Genomic DNA, 19,478 nt, shown 5'->3' on the forward strand with positions numbered 1-19,478 from the left:
TTCATAAATGGTTATGTAGATAACTTTTCATTTGTTAAAACTAGATTTTTTAGATGAATAAATGTCATACATAACGATAATATCATAATTTCTTCCTTAAAATTCCTGTATTTATAAAATATAGATTTTTTTGATTATTTATATTAATGTATAGATAACGGTAAAGGAGGAAGATAACATGAAGACGGCTTTAGTTTTAGGAGGAACTCGTTTTTTTGGTGTGAATTTAGTTGAATCATTGCTACAAAAAGGTGTAAAGGTAACCATTGGAACACGTGGTGAGACAACAGATTCTTTTGGTGATCGAGTAGATCGTATAAAGCTTGATCGCTTTGATAAGGCCTCACTCATGGAAGAGACTGTCGGAAGAGCGTGGGATGTTGTCTTTGACCAAATTTGCTATGCTTCTCATGATGCATCTATCGCGATTGACGCTTTTAAAGATAAAGTCCAACATTATGTGTTCACTTCAACTTTGTCTGTTTATGGCTTTCTTGATCATACTTGCCAAGAAGAGGATTTCGATCCATATACGTATCCTATTTCATATGTGAAAAGTGAGAACGTATCGTATCAAGAAGGAAAGCGACAAGCAGAGGCCGTTTTCTTTCAACATGCACCATTCTCGGTAACAGCTGTACGTATTCCAATTGTATTAGGTGAGCAAGATTATACAAAAAGGCTTTTGTTTCATGTTGATAAAGTATTACATGAAGAAGGGATTGGACTACCAAATCAAGAAGCGGAAATGAACTTCATCTCTCAGCAAGAAGCAGGAGCATTTTTGGCTTGGTGTGGTGAGAATCGATTAAATGGTCCTGTAAATGCGTGCGCTAACGACTCTATATCACTTCAAGATTTAATTCGTTTAATTGAAGGCGTTGTCGATAAAAAAGCAAAAATAATGACAACCATTACAGATGAAAATGCTTCTCCATACGGAGTCGAACAATCATGGACAATGAGCAATGAACGAGCAACAGCTTGGGGTTACACGTTTACAAACCTTCAAAGTTGGCTTCCTTCATTAATTCAATATTTAGCGAAAGAAAAGGAAAATATTAAATTAACGTAACGAAACACACGGGGAATTAGTTAATCCCCATGTGTTTTTTTAGATTCAATAATATTATTATGTAAACTTATAAACAGATAAATAGGTTCTACGATATATTCAAGGTAAAATAGTGTAAGAAAATATTTAATGAAAGTAGGAATTAACATGGCAAAACATCATTTTCATTTACAAGCAAACTGGCCAGGTGGACGAAATGACGTTGGTTCAATAGAGTCTGGTCAGCTTCGGACCACGATATCTATTCCTAAAGAAATGGATGGTCCTGGTATTGGAACAAATCCCGATGAAATGTTACTAGGAGCAGCAGCGACATGTTATATTATCACGCTAGCAGCAATGTTAGAAAGAAGTAATGTGAAAACAAGCTCGTTAACAATGAATTCAGAAGCAATTGTTGATGTTAAAAATGGTGTATTTACTTATGAACAAATCATTCATCGCCCTCACATTGTTTTAAAGGATACCTCTGAGCAGCTTTATAAAAAAGTAACAAGAATTGCTGAGAAAGCAGAATCTACATGTATGATTTCAAAAGCTGTTAAAGGAAATGTGATCATTAAATTAGAACCAGTAATCGATATGAAATGAAAACATATTTAATAAGAAGAAAAGAGGGTAAACGTTTAGTGTAAAGTATTTGCAAAGGCAAATTATTATACTGGGAATAATGGAATAATATTGAAGTTCGCTCGAGATATGTACAATGTAAGAACTGCTTACAAACAGCTTGATAACAATAATTTAACACTAATTTAATAGAGTGATTCAGTTTTCTTATGAAGCGCTTCCAAAATGTAGTTTGACTATTAAAAAAATAAAAAAATTTATAGAAATATAGCGATTTCATTTTGAATGAGACGCAAAAGAGTGGTAAAATAAGAACAAGGATAATTTTACAAGGTAAAGCAAATCAGTAACTTGTAAGCATGTCTGATCATTCGGTTGTAACAAGTCTTCTTAATTCTAGAAATCTCATATGATTTCAAGTATTATGAATCGTTGGGGGTTTTTAAATGGGTAATCAAGCGGCAAGCAAAGGTGAACCGTGGCAAGGGTTTTTAGGACCTAACTATGGCTACGTATTAGAACAGTATGAGTTGTATGAACAAAAACCAGAAGAAGTTGATCCAGAATTAAAAGAATTATTTGATGTATGGGGTGCTCCACCAAGTACGGAGGAGTTGTCAGATAATCGAGTGTTATTAAAAGATGACAACCGTGGTTCAGTCGCTCCAATGAACACAGCTAAAATTGCAGCGGCGATAAAGTTTGCAGAAAATATTCGCACATATGGTCATTTATACGCATCTATTAATCCACTAGAAGAGCAAAAAAAGGATATGGTCCTTTTGCATCTAGAAGATTACAATTTGACTGAGGAAGACTTAAAAGGAATTCCGGTAAATATTTTATGTGAAGATGCACCGAGCCATGTGAAAAATGGTTTAGATGCAATTAACTATTTAACTGAGCTTTATACAAAAACGATTTCATTTGAGTTTCACCATGTACATAATTTAGAAGAAAACAAGTGGCTTACACAAATGGTGGAAAAAGGCGAAATTTCTCATCCACTATCGAGTGAAAAGCGTATAAACGTATTAAAACGTCTAACAGAAGTTGAAGATTTTGAGCAGTTTTTACATCGTACGTTTGTTGGTCAAAAACGATTCTCAATTGAAGGCGTAGATATGCTTGTTCCACTGCTAGATGAAATTATTAGCTGTTCTGTTCAGGACGGACCGAAAACAGTTAATATTGGAATGGCACATCGTGGACGTTTAAACGTATTAGCGCATGTTTTAGGTAAGCCATATGAAATGATTTTTTCAGAGTTTCAGCACTCACCAAATAAAGACCTTGTTCCATCAGAAGGTTCAACGGGGATTAACTATGGTTGGACAGGGGATGTAAAGTACCACTTGGGTGCGGACACACAAATTAAAGATGAAAGTACAGTTCGTGCACGTTTAACATTGGCAAATAATCCAAGCCATTTGGAGTTTGTGAACCCAGTTGTGGAAGGGTTTACAAGAGCGGCGCAAGATGATCGTGAAGCAATTGGTTATCCGACACAAGACGTGACAAAATCGTTTGCGATTTTAATTCACGGTGACGCAGCTTTCCCTGGTGAAGGAATTGTACAAGAAACATTAAACTTAAATCAATTAACAGGCTATCAGACGGGTGGTACCATTCATATTATCGCTAACAACATGATTGGTTTTACAACGGAAAGTGTAGACTCTCGATCGACCAAATATGCAAGCGATTTAGCAAAAGGATTTGAAATTCCTATTGTTCATGTAAATGCCGATGATCCAGATGCATGTTTGGCTGCCGCGTATTTTGCTTACGAATATCGCAAGCGTTTCAATAAGGATTTCTTAATTGACTTAATTGGTTATCGTCGATTCGGTCATAACGAAATGGATGAGCCAATGGTCACTCAACCAAAAACATACGAAATCATTGCAAAGCGCCCAACTGTTCGTGCATTGTATGCAAAAACATTGCAAGAACAACAAGTGTTATCAAATGAAGAAGTTGATAGCATTCAAGAACAAATTCAACAAAAATTAAAAACGGCTTACGACAAAGTACCACCAAAAGCAGATAAAAAGCATCATTTAATGGAGTTACCGGAAGCTGTTATTAACGGATTACCAAATTTAGATACATCTGTATCTGAAGACGTTTTATATGATCTAAATAGTGAAATCGTAACATGGCCTGAAAACTTCAACGTGTTTCCTAAGCTTGCCCGAATTTTAGAGCGTCGCGCAAAAGCTTTAGAAGACAATGGAAAAGTAGATTGGTCATTAGGTGAAGCACTTGCATTTGCAACGATTTTACGAGATGGTACGCCAATTCGTATTACAGGACAAGATTCTGAGCGTGGAACGTTTGCGCATCGTCATATTGTGTTACATGATCATGTAACAGGGGATGTGTATTCACCTTTACACACATTATCAGACGTAAGCGCTTCCTTCGATATTCATAACAGTCCATTATCTGAAGGTTCTGTCATTGGGTTTGAGTATGGCTATAACGTATTTGCACCTGAAACGCTTGTTATTTGGGAAGCACAATTTGGTGACTTTGCAAATGCAGGGCAAGTTATCTTTGACCAATTTATTTCTGCAGGTCGTGCGAAGTGGGGACAAAAGTCTGGCATGGTGCTTTTACTTCCACATGGACATGAAGGACAAGGACCAGAGCATTCAAGTGCAAGACTAGAACGCTTCTTACAATTAGGCGCTGAAAATAACTGGACTGTTGCAAACGTAACGAGTGCAGCTCAATATTTCCACTTATTAAGAAGGCAGGCGGCTATTTTAAAACGAGAAGAAGTACGTCCGCTTGTTGTGATGACACCAAAAAGTTTGTTGCGTAATCCGTTTAGCGTATCAGATATCACTGAGCTTACAGAAGGCTCTTTTAAACGTGTTATTGAACAACCTGAACTTGGTCAAAACGCAGATTCGGTTGAACGCATTGTGTTATGCACGGGTAAAGTGTCGAGTGAGTTAACTGAAAAACTTCAAAAGCAAGAGAGCAATATGGATTGGTTACATGTACTACGTGTGGAAGAAATCTATCCATTCCCACGACGTATCATTGCTGAAATCTTTGCACGATATAAAAATTTAAAAGAAATTGTGTGGATGCAAGAAGAGCCTGAAAACATGGGAGCTTGGAGCTACATTGATCCAAAACTTCGTTCAGTTGCTCCAGAAGGTGTAGCTGTGAAATATGTAGGACGTAGAAGACGTTCAAGTCCAGCTGAAGGGGACCCAACAAGTCATAAGCAAGAACAAGAACGCATTTTACTAGACGCCATTACAAATGAACATATTGCAAACGATGCAGTAACACGATAGGAAGGGGATTTAACAATGGGAGAAATCAAAGTACCGGAATTAGCAGAATCAATTACAGAAGGAACGGTTGCTCAGTGGCTGAAGCAAGTTGGAGACTACGTAGAAAAAGGTGACTACGTTGTTGAACTTGAAACAGATAAAGTAAACGTTGAAATTACTGCAGAAGAGTCTGGTGTATTAGCAGAAATGCTTGTAGGAGAAGGTGACACGGTTCAAGTAGGAGAAATCATTGCTCGTTTAAATGAGCAAGGTGCAACGGTTAATACTCCTACAGAACAACCAAAAGCGTCAGAATCTGTTAAGAAAGAAGAACCTGCAAAAGCTGAACAAGAAGCTGCACCGGCATTAGAACAAAAAACGACAGAAAATCAACAAAAGCAATGGATTATTGCTTCGCCATCTGCACGTAAAGCAGCGAGAGAGCGCGGCATCAAATTAGACGAAGTGCCAACAGCTGATCCACTAGGTCGTGTACGCAAGCAAGATATTGAAGTGTATGCTGAAAACAAAGCAACTGTTCAAAAAGAAGAAGCAAAGCCAGCACCAGCACCGCGTGCATCTAAACCGGTACAACCTGAAGTAACAAACGAAGGTGGCGAAAAGCCAGTACAACGCATTCGTATGTCACGCCGCCGCCAAACGATTGCAAATCGTCTTGTTCAAGTACAACAAACAGCGGCGATGCTAACAACATTTAATGAAGTTGACATGACTGCCGTTATGGCATTACGTAAACGCCGTAAAGATAAATTCTTTGAACAGCACGATGTTCGACTTGGCTTTATGTCATTCTTTACAAAAGCGGTTGTAGCGGCCCTTCGTAAGTACCCATTATTAAATGCTGAAATTCAAGGCGATGAAATTGTCTTAAAGAAATTCTATGATATCGGGATTGCTGTATCGGCTCCAGATGGACTTGTTGTTCCAGTGGTTCGGGACGCAGATCGTAAAACATTTGCTGAGATTGAAGGAAATATTAGTGATTTAGCGAAAAAAGCACGAGATAATAAATTAGCGTTAAGAGATTTACAAGGTGGTACATTTACCATTACAAACGGCGGTGTGTTCGGTTCATTAATGTCTACACCAATTCTAAACGGACCACAAGTTGGGATTTTAGGGATGCATAAAGTACAACTTCGTCCAGTTGCAATCGACGAGGAACGTTCAGAAAACCGTCCAATGATGTATATTGCCCTTTCTTATGATCACCGTATTATTGACGGTAAAGAAGCAGTAAGCTTCCTTGCAACAGTAAAAGAACTATTAGAAGATCCTGAAACGTTATTACTAGAAGGATAACTATTTAACATTTAAAAGCCAAACAAGTGGTCATATGACTTCTTGTTTGGCTTTTTTAGTACCATCATTTATGTTGGTTAAAAAGGCATTCATTTGGCGAAGATGAAAAGATAATTGAAAACGTTTAAACAATAGATAAAAAGGGGAGTAGTAGTAAAGGACATTGAAGAACAAACTGGAGGATTCGTTATGGACCAATACATCAATCGTGTAGTAACTGAGTATAAAACCGACCTTTATCATAGATGGAAAAAGGCAATGACCAGTGAGAAGGACACATACATAATTCTTGAAAACCAAGATTCTCTACTTACAGAAGAGTTGTTTAATACCCTTATTCTATCTATAACATCGAAAGCTACAGAGGTGTTAACCCAATTTTTAAAAGCGGTCCTTGACCGTGATTGGATGCTATATTATATGACCTTTTCTATTCAAGCATTTCGTAAAGAGCTATTAAAGATAATAGTATCAAAGGAACAGGAAGCGGAAAAAGTAGTAAGTGTGTACGATGAGGTAAGCAAATGGTCAGATTTAGTCATGAGACACCTTGTTCAAGTTGGAACGAATGCTTGGAACGAACAATTTTTAAAGCAGAAACAAGCAGTAAAAGAATTAACCGCACCAATGATTCCTGTATTTCATGAAGTGTGTGTGTTACCACTTATTGGAGATATTAGTGATGAACGAGCAGAGACTATTAAAGAAAATTTATTAGATGGAATTGTTCATTATCATTGTCAATATGTATTAGTAGATATTACAGGAGTTCCAATAGTTGATACGTATGTTTCCAATTATTTAATGCAAGCAACAGAAGCCGCAAAAATGTTAGGATCGGAATGTATTATCGTTGGAATTCGCCCAGAAATTGCTCAGACTCTTGTGAATTTAGGTGTGAACTTAAATGTCAAAACCTTCTCAAATTTATTTAAAGGAATTGAACACGTATTAAATAAATCAGAAAAATAAAAAGGTGTCTCAAAAGGAAAACACCCTTCTTTTAAGACACTCTAAGCAAAACCGTCAAAAAGCTCAGTGTACTAGAGTTAATTGGCGGTTTTTTTGTATACAACACATGAATCAATATTTGAATTATGACGAGAGGACCCATTTACAGTAGGAAAAGCTTTTTAATAAAGGCTGTTTTCTAAAAGATTGTTGCTTTTGGATAAGTAAAAAGGACGGGTATGCCTCCTTAAATTTTATGATAGATTGGGTGACATAACCGCCATAAACAAATGGCTTTTGCCATCAGGCGATATGTACATTCCTTTTGCATTTAGGTGTTCTACGGCAAACGCGGTTAATTCGTGTGCCATTTCCTCATCACATTCAAAAAATGGATTTGCAAAAATATCAAAACCTGTTACCTGTTGTAATTCTTTTAGTGAAGCGGACTGACTTCTTGCGTTATCAGTCATACTTTTGTTGCCCCAAGACCACATCCAGGTATTACTATTGCTGGACCAAGAACCTATAAAAATAACGTTAAATTCTAATTTAACTTCACCGTCTGATTTAAATTGCAAAATACTATCTTCTTGACTATACCAATATTCTTCAAAACTACCAATTCCGTAATTTTGAAAGAGTACGCCTTGTTTTGTCTCTAGTTCGTCATAACAATAATTGAGGTATTTATCAAATTGCTCATCTGTCATCGGCATTATCTCAATCTCCGTTCAAAGAAAATAAACTTACATTTATCAATTCTACATTAACTGCTTATATTCCTTGCATTTCAAATCTTCTTATAGATTTAACAGTTGTATCATTTGGTTTTTTGTAAGCTGAAATAAGCATTTGCTCAACTTGTTTTTAAAATGCAGGGTTTTAACATAATTCAAGCCACCGAAACCAATAGAGATAGTTATCCAAGTATTTTGTAGCCACACCTTGAAATCGTTCCATTCATTTCTTTAGGCGATTATGGAAATTATTAACGTGTTGAATATGAAAAATGCCTTTTTTAACTCTTTGTTTCTGCCTTTCATTGACAGGTTCGTGTTGTTGTTTCTTCATTTTTGCAAACTTTTTATAATTGGTAGCAGTATCAGTGCATAACAAAGAAGATGGATGTATATATCAACCAATAACAGCGTCTATTTCTTCAGCCTTTACCCGCCCTGTTCCTGCTTTTCGAGCAATAGAGTTACCAATGCGGTCTTGAGCGACCACAACCGCAATTTTTTGATTTGAAATATCTCTTTTGGTATCTTTTTCTCGTCGTTTCTTTGGTTTTCTATGAAGAATTTCGCGTCTTTTCATAGACTCTTGGAAAAAGGTTTCATCACTTTCAATGCTGCCTTGAAGTTGATTAAAGCCAAGACTTCCTAATGAATTTAAGATTTTATGTCTCCAATAAAAAGCAGTGGAGATTTGGATTTCAAGGCGTTCAGCGATTTTTGGTAATGTATAACCCTCGACCATCATCTCGATATAGATTACCCATTTTTCAGGATAACACGAACCAGAGAATGGTGTATTGGTCATATCATTAAAGGTTTTACCACAATCCTTACAAAGATAGCGTTGCCTAGAGCGATATTTTCCATTTCACTTTACAGACATACTACTGCAATGAATACAAGACATTCCATCAGCAAACCTGCTTTCACGAATACTCTTTAGCAACTTTGTTATTTTTTCAGGTTCATCAGAAAACAAATCTTGTTTCATTGCTTCGAATAATGCCATTTGTTCAGATTTTGAACGTTCACTGGATTCTTCATAAATGCCTAACCACATAGTTGAATGCCTCCGAATGACTATTTTTATTATGGACTATACGAAAACAGCCTTAATAAAACAACAAATACCCAGTTGACTTATAGGAATTATTGGTATATGATGTCTCTAATATTGAATCAGAAAATTCTAATAAGAAGGAGGAGAAACAAATGGAATCATATAAAGTTATCGATGGAGCGGAATCATTTTTTATAAGAGGAAATGAAGTAGGGGTATTAGTCTCGCACGGCTTTATCGGTACACCTCAAAGCATGAAATATGTTGGAGAAGAATTAGCGAAGAAAGGATATACAGTATATGGTCTTCGATTAAAGGGTCACGGAACACATTATGAAGATTTAGAGCAAGCAACCTATGAAGACTGGAAACAAGATTTTTTGAATGCTTATAACCACTTAAAAGAAAGCTGTAAGTACATCTTTATTGTAGGTCAGTCAATGGGTGGTACATTAACGTTACGCACGGCAAGTGAAGTAAAAGATATTGAAGGAATCATGTTAATTAATCCAGCCATTTCTGTTATTCCATCTATGGAGTCTTATCGACAGCGCTTTGAACCGCGTTATGTACCAGAGGGAAAGCCGGATATTAAAGAAAACAATGTACATGAAATTACGTATGAGCAAGCACCTCTAAAATCAATTCAGCAATTGCTGTCATTAATGGACGAAACGAAAATTCGTTTGTCTCGCGTATCTTGTCCTACATTACTATTAACCTCAACAATTGATAACGTTGTGCCACCTGAAAACTCGACTTATATTCTAAACCATGTTCGTGCGGGACATAAAAGACAAGTATTTCTTGAAAACTCTTATCATGTCGCATCTATGGATTATGATAAAGATAAAATCGTAACAGAATGTATCACATTCATTACTCAAGAATTAGCAAAAAGAAGCTGTTTACGTGCACAATAATTGCGTGTGAGAGTTTTCTTTTAGAAAAAAGTAAGCTAAAATGAATCATATATGAACTAAAGGAGTGTACATAGATGATTCATTTAGAATGGAATGATCGTCCGACGATCAAGCAAGTAAAATGTATCCATACAAATGCAGCAAAATACATGGTGGAAAATGTGTTAACTGCGGGAAAAGTATATGATGTAAAAAACGAAACAGAAGAATTTTATTTTGTCGTTGATAACACAGGTCAAGTAGGCGGATTTTACAAAGATTACTTTGAAAACTAAGAAAAAAGCAATCACCAATGTGTGGTTGCTTTTTTAAAACAACATAGATGCTAATTAAACTATGTTCTAAATAATCATATTAAATTTAAAGTTAGCGGTTTAGGAAAATAAAAATATAAAAACATCTATTATTTGTAATAAATTTCTATATAATGAATTTAGGCAATAATAATACACCATAGCCGTGCAACTATAGTGGTGAATAAAATGGAGGCGAAACTTAAAATGTCTAATGAGCATGAAACTTTACTAGATAAAGGGAAACAAAACGATTCAATAGTCAAAGCAGAAAGAAAAGATGGGGAACCTACGTCTGCTTTCAAAGGGGCTTCTGTGGCAGCGTTATTAGTAGGTGTTGGAGCGTATCTAATAGGTTTATATAATGCGACGATGCAATTGAATGAAAAGGGATATTACTTTGCGGTATTAATTTTTGGTCTCTATTCAGCCGTATCATTACAAAAAGCAGTAAGGGATAAAGAAGAAGGAATACCTGTTACGAATATTTATTATGGCCTTAGTTGGTTTGCGCTTCTTGTGTCTATTTTATTAATGGCTATTGGTTTATACAATGCAGGAAGTATTGTTTTAAGCGAGAAAGGGTTTTATGGTATGGCTTTTGTTCTTAGTTTATTTGCAGCTATAACAGTTCAAAAGAATATTAGAGATACTCAGAGAGCAAGAGAAAGAGATTGAGTAATTTTCGTTAAACTGAGAAGTATTAAAGGCGACATTTTAGCACCAGCCGTGACAGCGCTTGGAACAGGAAGCAGTGTAGCGAGTGTTCCTGCTAACTTAGAAGCCGCAAAGAAAACAGGTGTGCCAAAAGACATTCGAGAAACAGTTATTTCAATCGGTGCAACCATTCATATGGATGGTTCTTGCTTAGCTGCTATTCTAAAAATCTCATTTGCTTTCACTTTGTTTGGGATGGAGTTCAGTGGGATGGAGACATTTATTAAAGCCATTGTTGTTTCAATTCTATGTGGTGTAGTCATTGCAGGATTACCAAGTGGTGGGGCTGTTGGAGAACTTCTGATTTTGTTTTACCAATTGAAGCATTACCAATCATGACAGCACTAGGTATGATTGTTGATCCACCTGCTACAATGGTCAACGTAACGGGAGATAATGTATCTTCTATGATGGTTGCTCGCTCTGTAGAAGGGAAAGATTGGATTGATAAACCAGGAGAACAATTAGAAGAGACAATAGTATCCTGATTAGATGAAAAAAGAACGTATGGAAAAATTCCTTACGTTCTTTTTTGTTTGGTGAAAAAATAATTGCCAATTCAATACCTCATACATCATTGTCTTCATTGACAGGACGCTCTTTATGCCTACTTTTACAACTATACATCTGGATGATGGTGTAAGGATTCTACGTGTGAAGTTTTTTCTATTTCATGGCTATATATAATAGAGAAGACATTATTTTTAAATAATAAAATTTCTAAAGTAGCAATTCTCAAATATGAAATGAAACCTTTTATTTATAACGATGAAATTTTTTAGAATGAAATCGCTTCACTGAAAATTTATTAAAAAAGCTATTTACAAATGATTTTGTGATGTTATAATACGAATTATTATAAATAAAACCTTCATATATGTTCGGAAATACGGTCCGAATGTTTCTACTTAATCACCGTAAATGATTAAACTATGAAGGAAGCAGCGGATGATCTATGTCTATTTATAGAATAAATAAGGATCTTTTATGTGCAGCTTTCTTTCGTAGAGTAGAAACCTGTATGTAAAAGGTCTTTTTTTATGAAAAATGAAGAACAACTAGGAGGAAAATAGATGAATCTTATATGGGGAATATTTGGAATTATCGTAATTTTATTAATTGCGCTTGGTCTTTCAAAAAATCGTAAAGCCATTCGTGTACAAACAGTAGCAGGAGCATTAGGATTACAAATCTTTTTTGCAATTTTAGTCTTATATTGGGAGCCAGGGAAGAAAGGACTTGAAGCGATATCTGCAATTGTACTAGCTTTTTTAGGAGCATCTTCCGCAGGAATTGAATTTGTGTTTGGGGATATGATTCCAGAAGGGGCTTTTACCGTAGCAGTTAATCTTTTACCGATTCTTATTTATATTGCAGCTGTTACGTCACTTCTATATTACCTTGGTGTTTTACAACTAGTTGTAAAAATCATTGGTGGAGCGATGCAAAAACTATTAAAAACAAGTAAAGCTGAGTCGATGTCAGCAACGGCCAACATTTTTGTTGGACTGACAGAAGCACCGCTTGTGATTCGTCCATATTTAAATAAAATGACCACTTCTGAGTTATTTGCAGTAATGGTTGGGGGATTAGCAACTGTAGCGGGAACCGTTTTATCTGGTTACTACATGTTAGGTGCTAAAATTGAATACTTGATTGCAGCAAGCTTTATGGCTGCTCCAGCGGGTTTATTAATTGCAAAAATAATGGTACCAGAAACAGAAGAGCCAGAGACAGGGATTGGAAAAGATACAAAAACATCTGAGGTTGAAGAAGGAAAACCTAAAAACATGATTGATGCGATTGCACAAGGCGCATCAGAAGGGTTAAAACTAGCGTTAAATGTTGGGGCAATGTTAATTGCTTTTATCTCAATTATTAAATTAGCAAACTTAATGCTTGGTAAAGTTGGAACATGGATTGGGATTGAAAATTTAACATTTGAAATGATTTTAGGGTATGTATTTGCTCCGATAATGTTTGTAATTGGTGTCCCATGGTCAGAAGCGACAGCAGCAGGATCTTATTTAGGTCAGAAAATGATTTTAAATGAATTTGTTGCATTTGCTAATTTTGCACCCATTGCTCAATCGTTTACACCAAAAACAGAAGCGATTATTACGTTTACGCTAACTGGATTCGCAGGTCTTGGATCATTAGCGATTTTATTAGGTGGATTAGGTGCGCTTATTCCATCACGTCGTGGCGATATTGCTCAATTTGGTTTATTGGCGATTGTAGGGGGAACACTTGCAAATTTATTAAGCGCAGCCATCGCAGGTATGCTTATTGGTTAAATGACGAAGTCTAGAAAAGACTTCGTTTTTTTCTTTTTACTTGATTGCTGAGCATAATTCACTAATAATGTAGACATAACTTAATTTTGTAACGATTACTTTCAACTCAGAGGAGATGTATATATGAGCGATAAATGGAGAGTTCATATCATAAAAGGTGACTGTGAGCCTTGGCTATTTTTAGATGGATGGGAAAATGATATTAAAGAAACACTTGAATTTGACCAAAAAGAAGAAGCGCTACGTCAATATGCTTCACTTATTCATCATTATCATCAAAACTATGAAAATGTGCGCAGTAACGAATTAGCGCTTTTTAGCTTTTGGAATGAAGGTGAAAAGGAATATTGTGAGGCGTGTGACGATGATCTACAAGTGTTTCACGGTGTATTATTCGCAAAGAATGATGCTGTTTATGATTTAGAAGAAGATGAAGAAGGATTAAAATTTCTTCGATCTGGTACTTGAACGACATTAACTAATGTTTAAAGTAGAAACGTTCTACAAACATCTATTTCCGAAAAAAGAAGGATGACCCAAAGTCAGGTAGTTCAGATAACATGGAGAAACAATAGAATTAACTTTAGAAATCGAGTATAAAATCGCAAAGGATTTATACTCGATTTTTTATTAACATATAAAGCTTTCTGCTGGTTTTGTTGCAAGATTAACAAATTAAGTAGCATACCATTTAACAGGATGGCAATAGCTAGTGTTACTTTGTTAGTTAGGGTGCTATCAAGGTTGTTATTTAATTATTTAAAAATAAGCAAGTGAAATAGGTAATTTATGTTAATTTATTATTAGAAATAATGTGAGTTCTGTTCTGTTAAAGGACAATTCAATTGAATAAAGATTATTGATTAATAAGGTTTAGGAGGGGTTATCAAGATGAGTTTGTTTCTTGGAGGGGGAGGAGATAAAGAACAGACAGAAATCATAGATAAACAATTTATTCAATCCTCTAGGGATAGCAAAAATAGAAATGTGGACTAATTTAGAAAGCAAGTCCTTAAGTGATTTAAGCCAATTCTCTTCTATTTACATAGGGGGAGGAAATACGTTCCATTTACTAAACATTCTACGTAAAACAGGATTTGATGAGCTTTTAAAGGCGTATATCAACCAAAAAAAGTTGTTTACGGAGGAAGTGCTGGAGCCATTATTTGGGGGAGCGATATTCTAACCGCCTCATATGCGGATCCAAACAATACAAATCTGAAAACTTTTGAAGGCTTTAACTATTTAAATAACTACTCTGTATGGTGTCACTACGAAAGTAGTAATGCAAATTTAATAAGAGAATATGTAAATAAGCATGGTTATTCTGTGATTGCATTACCAGAGGAAACCGGTATTGTTTTAAGAGATGGAGTCCTAAAAGTGTTAGGTATGTCTCCTGCTTACATTTTTACAAAATATAGAAATTATGACGTTCAACCTAATGAGATAATAAAATGATTATTATCTTATTGGATTGCTTCAATGAATAAGGTCTAATAAAAAAGACAAGCCCAGAGTAGTAAACTCTGAGCTTTTTTGCTTGCTATTTAATCTGGGACATCTAACGTTATTTAGCTTGATATTTTAAATTTTCTCCACAATAACTGAATTACTTAACCGAAAGTCATTCTTCTTTCTTGAAGATGCTAATTAGTTGTGAAAACCAAGGCTTTGTACAATCTGTTTACTTTTCTCATAGTCTTCTTGACGTCTTTTTTCTACTCTTAATTGTTGCTCCAGTTTACGACTATATTCAGCATAGCCAACTCCGTGCGCCTGAAACATCGCTTTTTCCATTTCCGTTGTGTAGTTCAGATCAAGATTACTAATAAAGAATCAATCCTTTCAAGTAATTTACATATTTATCCTATCATGTCATGCATTCTGACACAAAAAGGATATAAGGGGCTATTCAGCTCTATTTTATGTTCACGTACTGTTTACCCGCTCTATCGTATAATAAACGTAGAATTTCTCTTGTTTTTGTATGATTATGCATTGTATCGCTATCTATAATTGATATTTCGACATGAAATTACGATCGATTTTGTTTTTTAACCGCCAAGCTAATGCTCCATAGTAAGAGTAGTCCCCGTAAAGTAATAAGCCTTTATGATTTCCAAGGGATAAAATAGCTAAAAAACGCTTTTGAGGTTGAAATGATTTTAACGGCTTGCTTTTTATGTAATTCATAATATTTTCAAATAAAATAGGACCTTGACGTACCGCGTACACACCATTTTTAGGAAGCTTAGGGTACGAATCCATGGTTATACAATCACCTGCACCAAATATAGAAGAATCTTCAACAGACTGTAACATGGAATTAGTTAATAAAAATCCTTCTTCATCTGTTTTTAATGTGGAATGTTCAAATAGCGGCAGTGATTTTGCTCCTGTTAACATTAAAAGGCTAGAATAAGGTACATTATGTCCAGTAGATGTTGTAACAGCAGTAGAGTCAGTTCCAATTACTACTTTATCAGTAATCACACGAATGTTTCGTTGTTCTATTAATCGTTTTACTTTTTGCTGAATAGAAGGAGAATAGGTTGGTAATAAAGAAGGGGTGATGAGGGTAACAACACCATTTTCCTTTTCTCTTTCTTTCCATGCTTGTATGGAGCAAGCAATTTCAATTCCTGCAGCGCCACCACCAATAATTACAGGATAAGGACTTTTTCTCATCTCAGTCATAAAAGAAGGGAAATGAAAGTTTGGCTTAATAGGAATTGTCAAATTTGGTATCTGCTCATGTGTAGACCCAATATCAAACGACACCGCATCATATGTATATACTGACCCGCTTAAACCAATAAGTTGTTTTTGTTTGGCATCCACCCTAATGATGGTATCTTCAATCATTGTTACGTTTGCACGATTACAAAGGTTTGGTAAAGAAATGGATACATCTTCGCTCTTATATAATCCTTCTGTATAGCCTGAAAACATCCCAGAATAGTATTGATGCGTAGTAGGAGAGATAAGTGTAACATGTAAAGAGTCAAGTTGCTCGTTAGCCAGTGATTTAATGCAATGTAAATGAGCATGACCTCCACCTACAAAAATAAGTTTCTTCATAGAAAACGTCCTTTTCATTTTTTGTTTATTGTAATTCATAAAAGAACAAACACTCAAGCTTCAGGTCTTTTGTATATGTAAAGTTTTCCAGCAGTGCTTTCCTTCTTCACTTATTTCCGTTATAATGACACCAATTACACAAAAATAGAGGGGAATACAATGAACAATAAAAATAGAGTATGGTTTGATTTATTATTTTATATTGTCATTCCATATTTAATTTGGAATCAAGGGAAAGACATTGTTGGTGACTATTATGCTATTTTACTATCAACGGCACCGGCTTTCTTTTATACGATCTTTACATTTGTGAAAGAACGACAATTTAACGTAACGGGCTTGTTTCTTGTTTTCACATTACTGTTAAGGACGATTGTAGATCTTCTGTCTGGTAACGCAGAAACCATGTTAATGAATCAAGTGTATTTTATGGTCGTGTTAGGGGTCTTTTTAATCATCACAATTTTTGTGAATAAACCATTAGCACTCTATTTCTTTGTAGATACGGCGTATTTAATGGGCTACAAACGAGAAGATTCACGCAAGCTGTTTCATGAAAAAGACATCTTTCCAATGTTTAAGTGGCTAACAATCTTATTTGCCGCTCGTTATATTGCATTAGCAATTGTGAAGTTTTGGTTACTACAAAAGTACGGAGTAGAAGGGTATGGAACGATGATTGTGTTCCGTCAAGGTATCACTTGGGCATTTTCACTTGTAATAGGAATTGGAACTTATATTGTGTTTAAAAAGATTCAAGAAAAAACGGGCTTCGGTGATGCAGCCGATGCATCTATGGACAAGAAGTAAAAGCAGCGGGAGAACCGCTGCTTTTTTTGTCACTGTATTGTCACAAGAACTAGCCCACTTTCCTTTGACAAGTAATTGTGTGCTAATAGAAAATTAAAATAGTATAGAAAAAGGAAGGGTGTCTACACTGAAACTATTACTTTGTAAAAAGCAACCATATGTTGCGCTTGAGATGATTTTAGCTTTTTTCGCTGCAGTATTTTTAATTTTATCGCTGTTTGATTTACGTCAAGTTTTCTTTTTATTTTTCACACTCGGCTTATTGTTTGGAATAAGAGGGCTTGAAATGCAGGAAAGTGATCGAAAACAAGCGGGAACAAAGTGGTTGTTAGGAGGCGTAGGGTTAATCTTTTTAAACATCATTTTGTTTGTTGTTTATTCCATCATGAGATAGAATATGGTCTTAATATCAAGATCATCTGCTTTTATAAGAGAAAACAGATGATAGTTGATGGATGCAATGTTAAAATAAAACTCTACGAAACTATCTGTAAAGGGGAAAAATTATGACAATTTTTGAGCGAAATTTAGATCAATACGCGGAGCTTGCAGTAAAAGTTGGTGTGAATATTCAACCAGGACAAGTTTTACGTATTAATGCGGCCATTTCATCTGCAGATTTTGTACGAAAAGTAGCAAAGAAAGCATATGATGCAGGTGCAAAAGACGTATATGTAGATTGGAGCGATGATGAACTAACAAGAATGAAATATGATTTAGCACCGGAAGAAGCCTTTAGTACGTTTCCTCAATGGAAGGCGCAAAGTCTTGAAGAACTTGTTGAAAATGGTGGAGCTGTCTTATCTGTGATTTCGAGCAACCCAGATTTGTTAAAGGGTGTAGATCCAACACGTATTGCAGCCATGCAAAAAGTAAGTGGACAAGCAATGAAAAACTTCCGTAAAGCGATTCAATCTGACAAAATTAGCTGGTCTATTGTTGCAGTTCCTTCAAAAGACTGGGCTGCAAAAGTATTTCCGAATTTACCTGAACATGAGCAAGAATCAAAATTATGGGATGCTATTTTTAAATCGGTTCGTGTAGATGTAGATAACCCGGTACAAGCTTGGAAAGAGCATGATGCGTCATTACATAAAAAGTCGGACTACTTAAATGCAAAAAAATATAAAAAGTTACATTATAAAGCAAGTGGAACAGATCTAACCATTGAGTTACCTGAAAAACATATTTGGGTCGCAGCAAGTAGTATCAACGAAAACGGACATGAGTTTATGGCAAACATGCCAACTGAAGAAGTGTTTACCGTTCCACATAAAACAGGTGTAAATGGATATGTATCAAGTACAAAGCCACTTAGCTATGGTGGAAACCTAATTGAAAACTTTACATTAACGTTTAAAGATGGAAAGATTGTTGATGTGAAGGCAGAAAAAGGGTATGAAACATTAAAAAACTTAGTCGAAACAGATGAAGGTTCACACTATTTAGGTGAAGTGGCACTCGTTCCACACAATTCACCCATCTCAAATTCAAATGTCATTTTCTACAACACATTATTTGATGAAAATGCATCAAATCACTTAGCTATTGGAAGTGCGTATGCATTCTGTCTAGAGGGTGGAAAAACAATGTCAAAAGAAGAGCTTGCATCAAACGGAGCGAACGATAGCATTACACACGTTGACTTCATGATTGGTGCAGCGGACATGGACATTGATGGAATTTTAGAAGATGGAACGGCTGAACCTGTATTCCGTAACGGGAATTGGGCGTTTTAATGTAAGCCTTGATGTGACGGGCTTTCTAGGACGTTAAATCTGTTATTTAGCCTTATTAGTCACACAATTGTTTCAATATCAAAAGATTGTCCAGTCACACCTTTCGTCATACATTCGCTCATAGACCCATTCTAAATGGGATGGACGTATTGACCTTACAGAAAATCCTTCGACATGAAGATCTCACTATGATATAATCCTTTGAGCAATATTGATATAGGATAATTTAAAAAGAAGCAGGATTTCTGCTTCTTTTTTAGGCTCTGTTGTTGATTGCCTTATAAAACTGACATGTCAGTTAAGTTGCAGATGGAAATCAACGATAGTTAGCTCAACGTAGAAGAATAATGGAGTGATGATATGAGTAAAGCTAAGGGTAAAGGCGGAACGGGTAGAGGAACAGGCAAGAAGGGATGGACTCGTTGGAAAGCTAGTGCCAACAAAGCAAAGAGTGCCAAACCTTATACAAGCAAAGGTGTCAAAAAACGAGATGGTGCAAAGACGACCAACAATAATAAAGGTGATACATCCCAGGTGTAGTGACTGCTGAAAAATACCATTTCGTTAATGCGGTTGCGATACTTCAATAAGGATATC

18 protein-coding genes, 3 pseudogenes and 1 riboswitch are annotated in these 19,478 nt (G+C 35.7%); of the genes and pseudogenes, 17 read left to right on the forward strand and 4 right to left on the reverse strand.

Annotated features, from left to right (window positions below; genetic code table 11):
- Positions 1–178: 178 nt before the first annotated feature.
- The 5 genes from JOC83_RS12190 (at position 179) to JOC83_RS12210 (ending at position 7,239) form a co-directional block, all read left to right on the forward strand.
- Positions 179–1,075: an NAD-dependent epimerase/dehydratase family protein gene (locus tag JOC83_RS12190; protein ID WP_205187582.1), complete on the forward strand. Its 897-nt coding sequence runs from the start codon at positions 179–181 to the stop codon at positions 1,073–1,075.
- Between the two features lie 147 nt (positions 1,076–1,222).
- The gene (locus JOC83_RS12195; protein ID WP_205187583.1) at positions 1,223–1,666 is read left to right on the forward strand and encodes an OsmC family protein; all 444 of its coding nucleotides are present in this window, start codon (positions 1,223–1,225) and stop codon (positions 1,664–1,666) included.
- 425 nt (positions 1,667–2,091) lie between these two features.
- Positions 2,092–4,965 carry a 2-oxoglutarate dehydrogenase E1 component gene (gene sucA, locus JOC83_RS12200; RefSeq protein ID WP_205187584.1) on the forward strand — a complete coding sequence of 958 codons (2,874 nt, stop codon included), beginning with the start codon at positions 2,092–2,094 and terminating at the stop codon, positions 4,963–4,965.
- Between the two features lie 15 nt (positions 4,966–4,980).
- Positions 4,981–6,267 carry a 2-oxoglutarate dehydrogenase complex dihydrolipoyllysine-residue succinyltransferase gene (gene odhB / locus JOC83_RS12205; protein ID WP_205187585.1) on the forward strand — a complete coding sequence of 429 codons (1,287 nt, stop codon included), beginning with the start codon at positions 4,981–4,983 and terminating at the stop codon, positions 6,265–6,267.
- Positions 6,268–6,456: 189 nt separating this feature from the next.
- The gene (locus JOC83_RS12210; protein ID WP_205187586.1) at positions 6,457–7,239 is read left to right on the forward strand and encodes an STAS domain-containing protein; all 783 of its coding nucleotides are present in this window, start codon (positions 6,457–6,459) and stop codon (positions 7,237–7,239) included.
- A gap of 233 nt (positions 7,240–7,472) precedes the next feature.
- On the opposite strand, the gene JOC83_RS12215 is transcribed toward JOC83_RS12210, so the two are convergent.
- The gene (locus tag JOC83_RS12215; RefSeq protein ID WP_205187587.1) at positions 7,473–7,937 is read right to left on the reverse strand and encodes a DUF6882 domain-containing protein; all 465 of its coding nucleotides are present in this window, start codon (positions 7,935–7,937) and stop codon (positions 7,473–7,475) included.
- 58 nt (positions 7,938–7,995) lie between these two features.
- A pseudogene (locus JOC83_RS12220) lies at positions 7,996–9,018 on the reverse strand (IS1595 family transposase).
- 152 nt (positions 9,019–9,170) lie between these two features.
- Here JOC83_RS12220 and JOC83_RS12225 point away from each other — a divergent pair.
- The 7 genes and pseudogenes from JOC83_RS12225 to JOC83_RS12255 all read left to right on the forward strand — a co-directional run bounded on the left by JOC83_RS12225 (position 9,171) and on the right by JOC83_RS12255 (position 14,709).
- Complete coding sequence (locus JOC83_RS12225; protein ID WP_205187588.1) at positions 9,171–9,941, forward strand: alpha/beta hydrolase; 771 nt, start codon at positions 9,171–9,173, stop codon at positions 9,939–9,941.
- A 74-nt stretch (positions 9,942–10,015) separates the two neighbouring features.
- Positions 10,016–10,216, forward strand: a complete 201-nt coding sequence (locus JOC83_RS12230; protein WP_205187589.1) for a DUF6501 family protein — start codon at positions 10,016–10,018, stop codon at positions 10,214–10,216.
- Positions 10,217–10,441: 225 nt separating this feature from the next.
- On the forward strand, positions 10,442–10,912 hold the full coding sequence (gene yiaA / locus JOC83_RS12235; RefSeq protein ID WP_205187590.1) for an inner membrane protein YiaA: 471 nt from the start codon (positions 10,442–10,444) through the stop codon (positions 10,910–10,912).
- 33 nt (positions 10,913–10,945) lie between these two features.
- Positions 10,946–11,439, forward strand: a pseudogene (locus JOC83_RS12240) (dicarboxylate/amino acid:cation symporter); the annotation flags it as partial.
- 363 nt (positions 11,440–11,802) lie between these two features.
- Positions 11,803–11,904, forward strand: a riboswitch (purine riboswitch).
- A 120-nt stretch (positions 11,905–12,024) separates the two neighbouring features.
- A complete protein-coding gene (locus JOC83_RS12245) occupies positions 12,025–13,248 on the forward strand; it encodes a NupC/NupG family nucleoside CNT transporter (protein WP_205187591.1) in 1,224 nt (407 codons plus the stop codon).
- 123 nt (positions 13,249–13,371) lie between these two features.
- Positions 13,372–13,716 (forward strand): DUF1033 family protein, encoded by a 345-nt coding sequence (locus tag JOC83_RS12250; protein ID WP_205187592.1) that lies wholly within the window; start codon positions 13,372–13,374, stop codon positions 13,714–13,716.
- A gap of 517 nt (positions 13,717–14,233) precedes the next feature.
- Positions 14,234–14,709: pseudogene (locus tag JOC83_RS12255) on the forward strand (Type 1 glutamine amidotransferase-like domain-containing protein).
- A 192-nt stretch (positions 14,710–14,901) separates the two neighbouring features.
- On the opposite strand, the gene JOC83_RS20370 reads toward JOC83_RS12255, so the two are convergent.
- Entirely contained in the window at positions 14,902–15,048 is a 147-nt protein-coding gene (locus JOC83_RS20370; protein WP_472924485.1) for a YuzK family famiily protein, read from the reverse strand.
- A gap of 213 nt (positions 15,049–15,261) precedes the next feature.
- The gene (locus JOC83_RS12260) at positions 15,262–16,332 is read right to left on the reverse strand and encodes an FAD-dependent oxidoreductase (RefSeq protein WP_205187593.1); all 1,071 of its coding nucleotides are present in this window, start codon (positions 16,330–16,332) and stop codon (positions 15,262–15,264) included.
- Positions 16,333–16,491: 159 nt separating this feature from the next.
- Here JOC83_RS12260 and JOC83_RS12265 point away from each other — a divergent pair, with 159 nt between their 5' ends.
- The 5 genes from JOC83_RS12265 (at position 16,492) to JOC83_RS12285 (ending at position 19,421) form a co-directional block, all read left to right on the forward strand.
- Positions 16,492–17,142, forward strand: coding sequence for a VC0807 family protein (locus JOC83_RS12265; RefSeq protein ID WP_205187594.1), 651 nt, complete (start codon positions 16,492–16,494; stop codon positions 17,140–17,142).
- A gap of 118 nt (positions 17,143–17,260) precedes the next feature.
- The gene (locus JOC83_RS12270; protein ID WP_338038910.1) at positions 17,261–17,536 is read left to right on the forward strand and encodes a hypothetical protein; all 276 of its coding nucleotides are present in this window, start codon (positions 17,261–17,263) and stop codon (positions 17,534–17,536) included.
- A gap of 112 nt (positions 17,537–17,648) precedes the next feature.
- Positions 17,649–18,881, forward strand: a complete 1,233-nt coding sequence (locus tag JOC83_RS12275) for an aminopeptidase (RefSeq protein WP_205187595.1) — start codon at positions 17,649–17,651, stop codon at positions 18,879–18,881.
- A gap of 86 nt (positions 18,882–18,967) precedes the next feature.
- Positions 18,968–19,078 (forward strand): tyrosine-type recombinase/integrase, encoded by a 111-nt coding sequence (locus tag JOC83_RS12280; protein ID WP_378912821.1) that lies wholly within the window; start codon positions 18,968–18,970, stop codon positions 19,076–19,078.
- A gap of 163 nt (positions 19,079–19,241) precedes the next feature.
- On the forward strand, positions 19,242–19,421 hold the full coding sequence (locus JOC83_RS12285; protein ID WP_205187596.1) for a DUF3934 family protein: 180 nt from the start codon (positions 19,242–19,244) through the stop codon (positions 19,419–19,421).
- Positions 19,422–19,478: the final 57 nt, after the last annotated feature.

The organism is Priestia iocasae (genome assembly GCF_016909075.1).
Classification (GTDB): domain Bacteria; phylum Bacillota; class Bacilli; order Bacillales; family Bacillaceae_H; genus Priestia; species Priestia iocasae.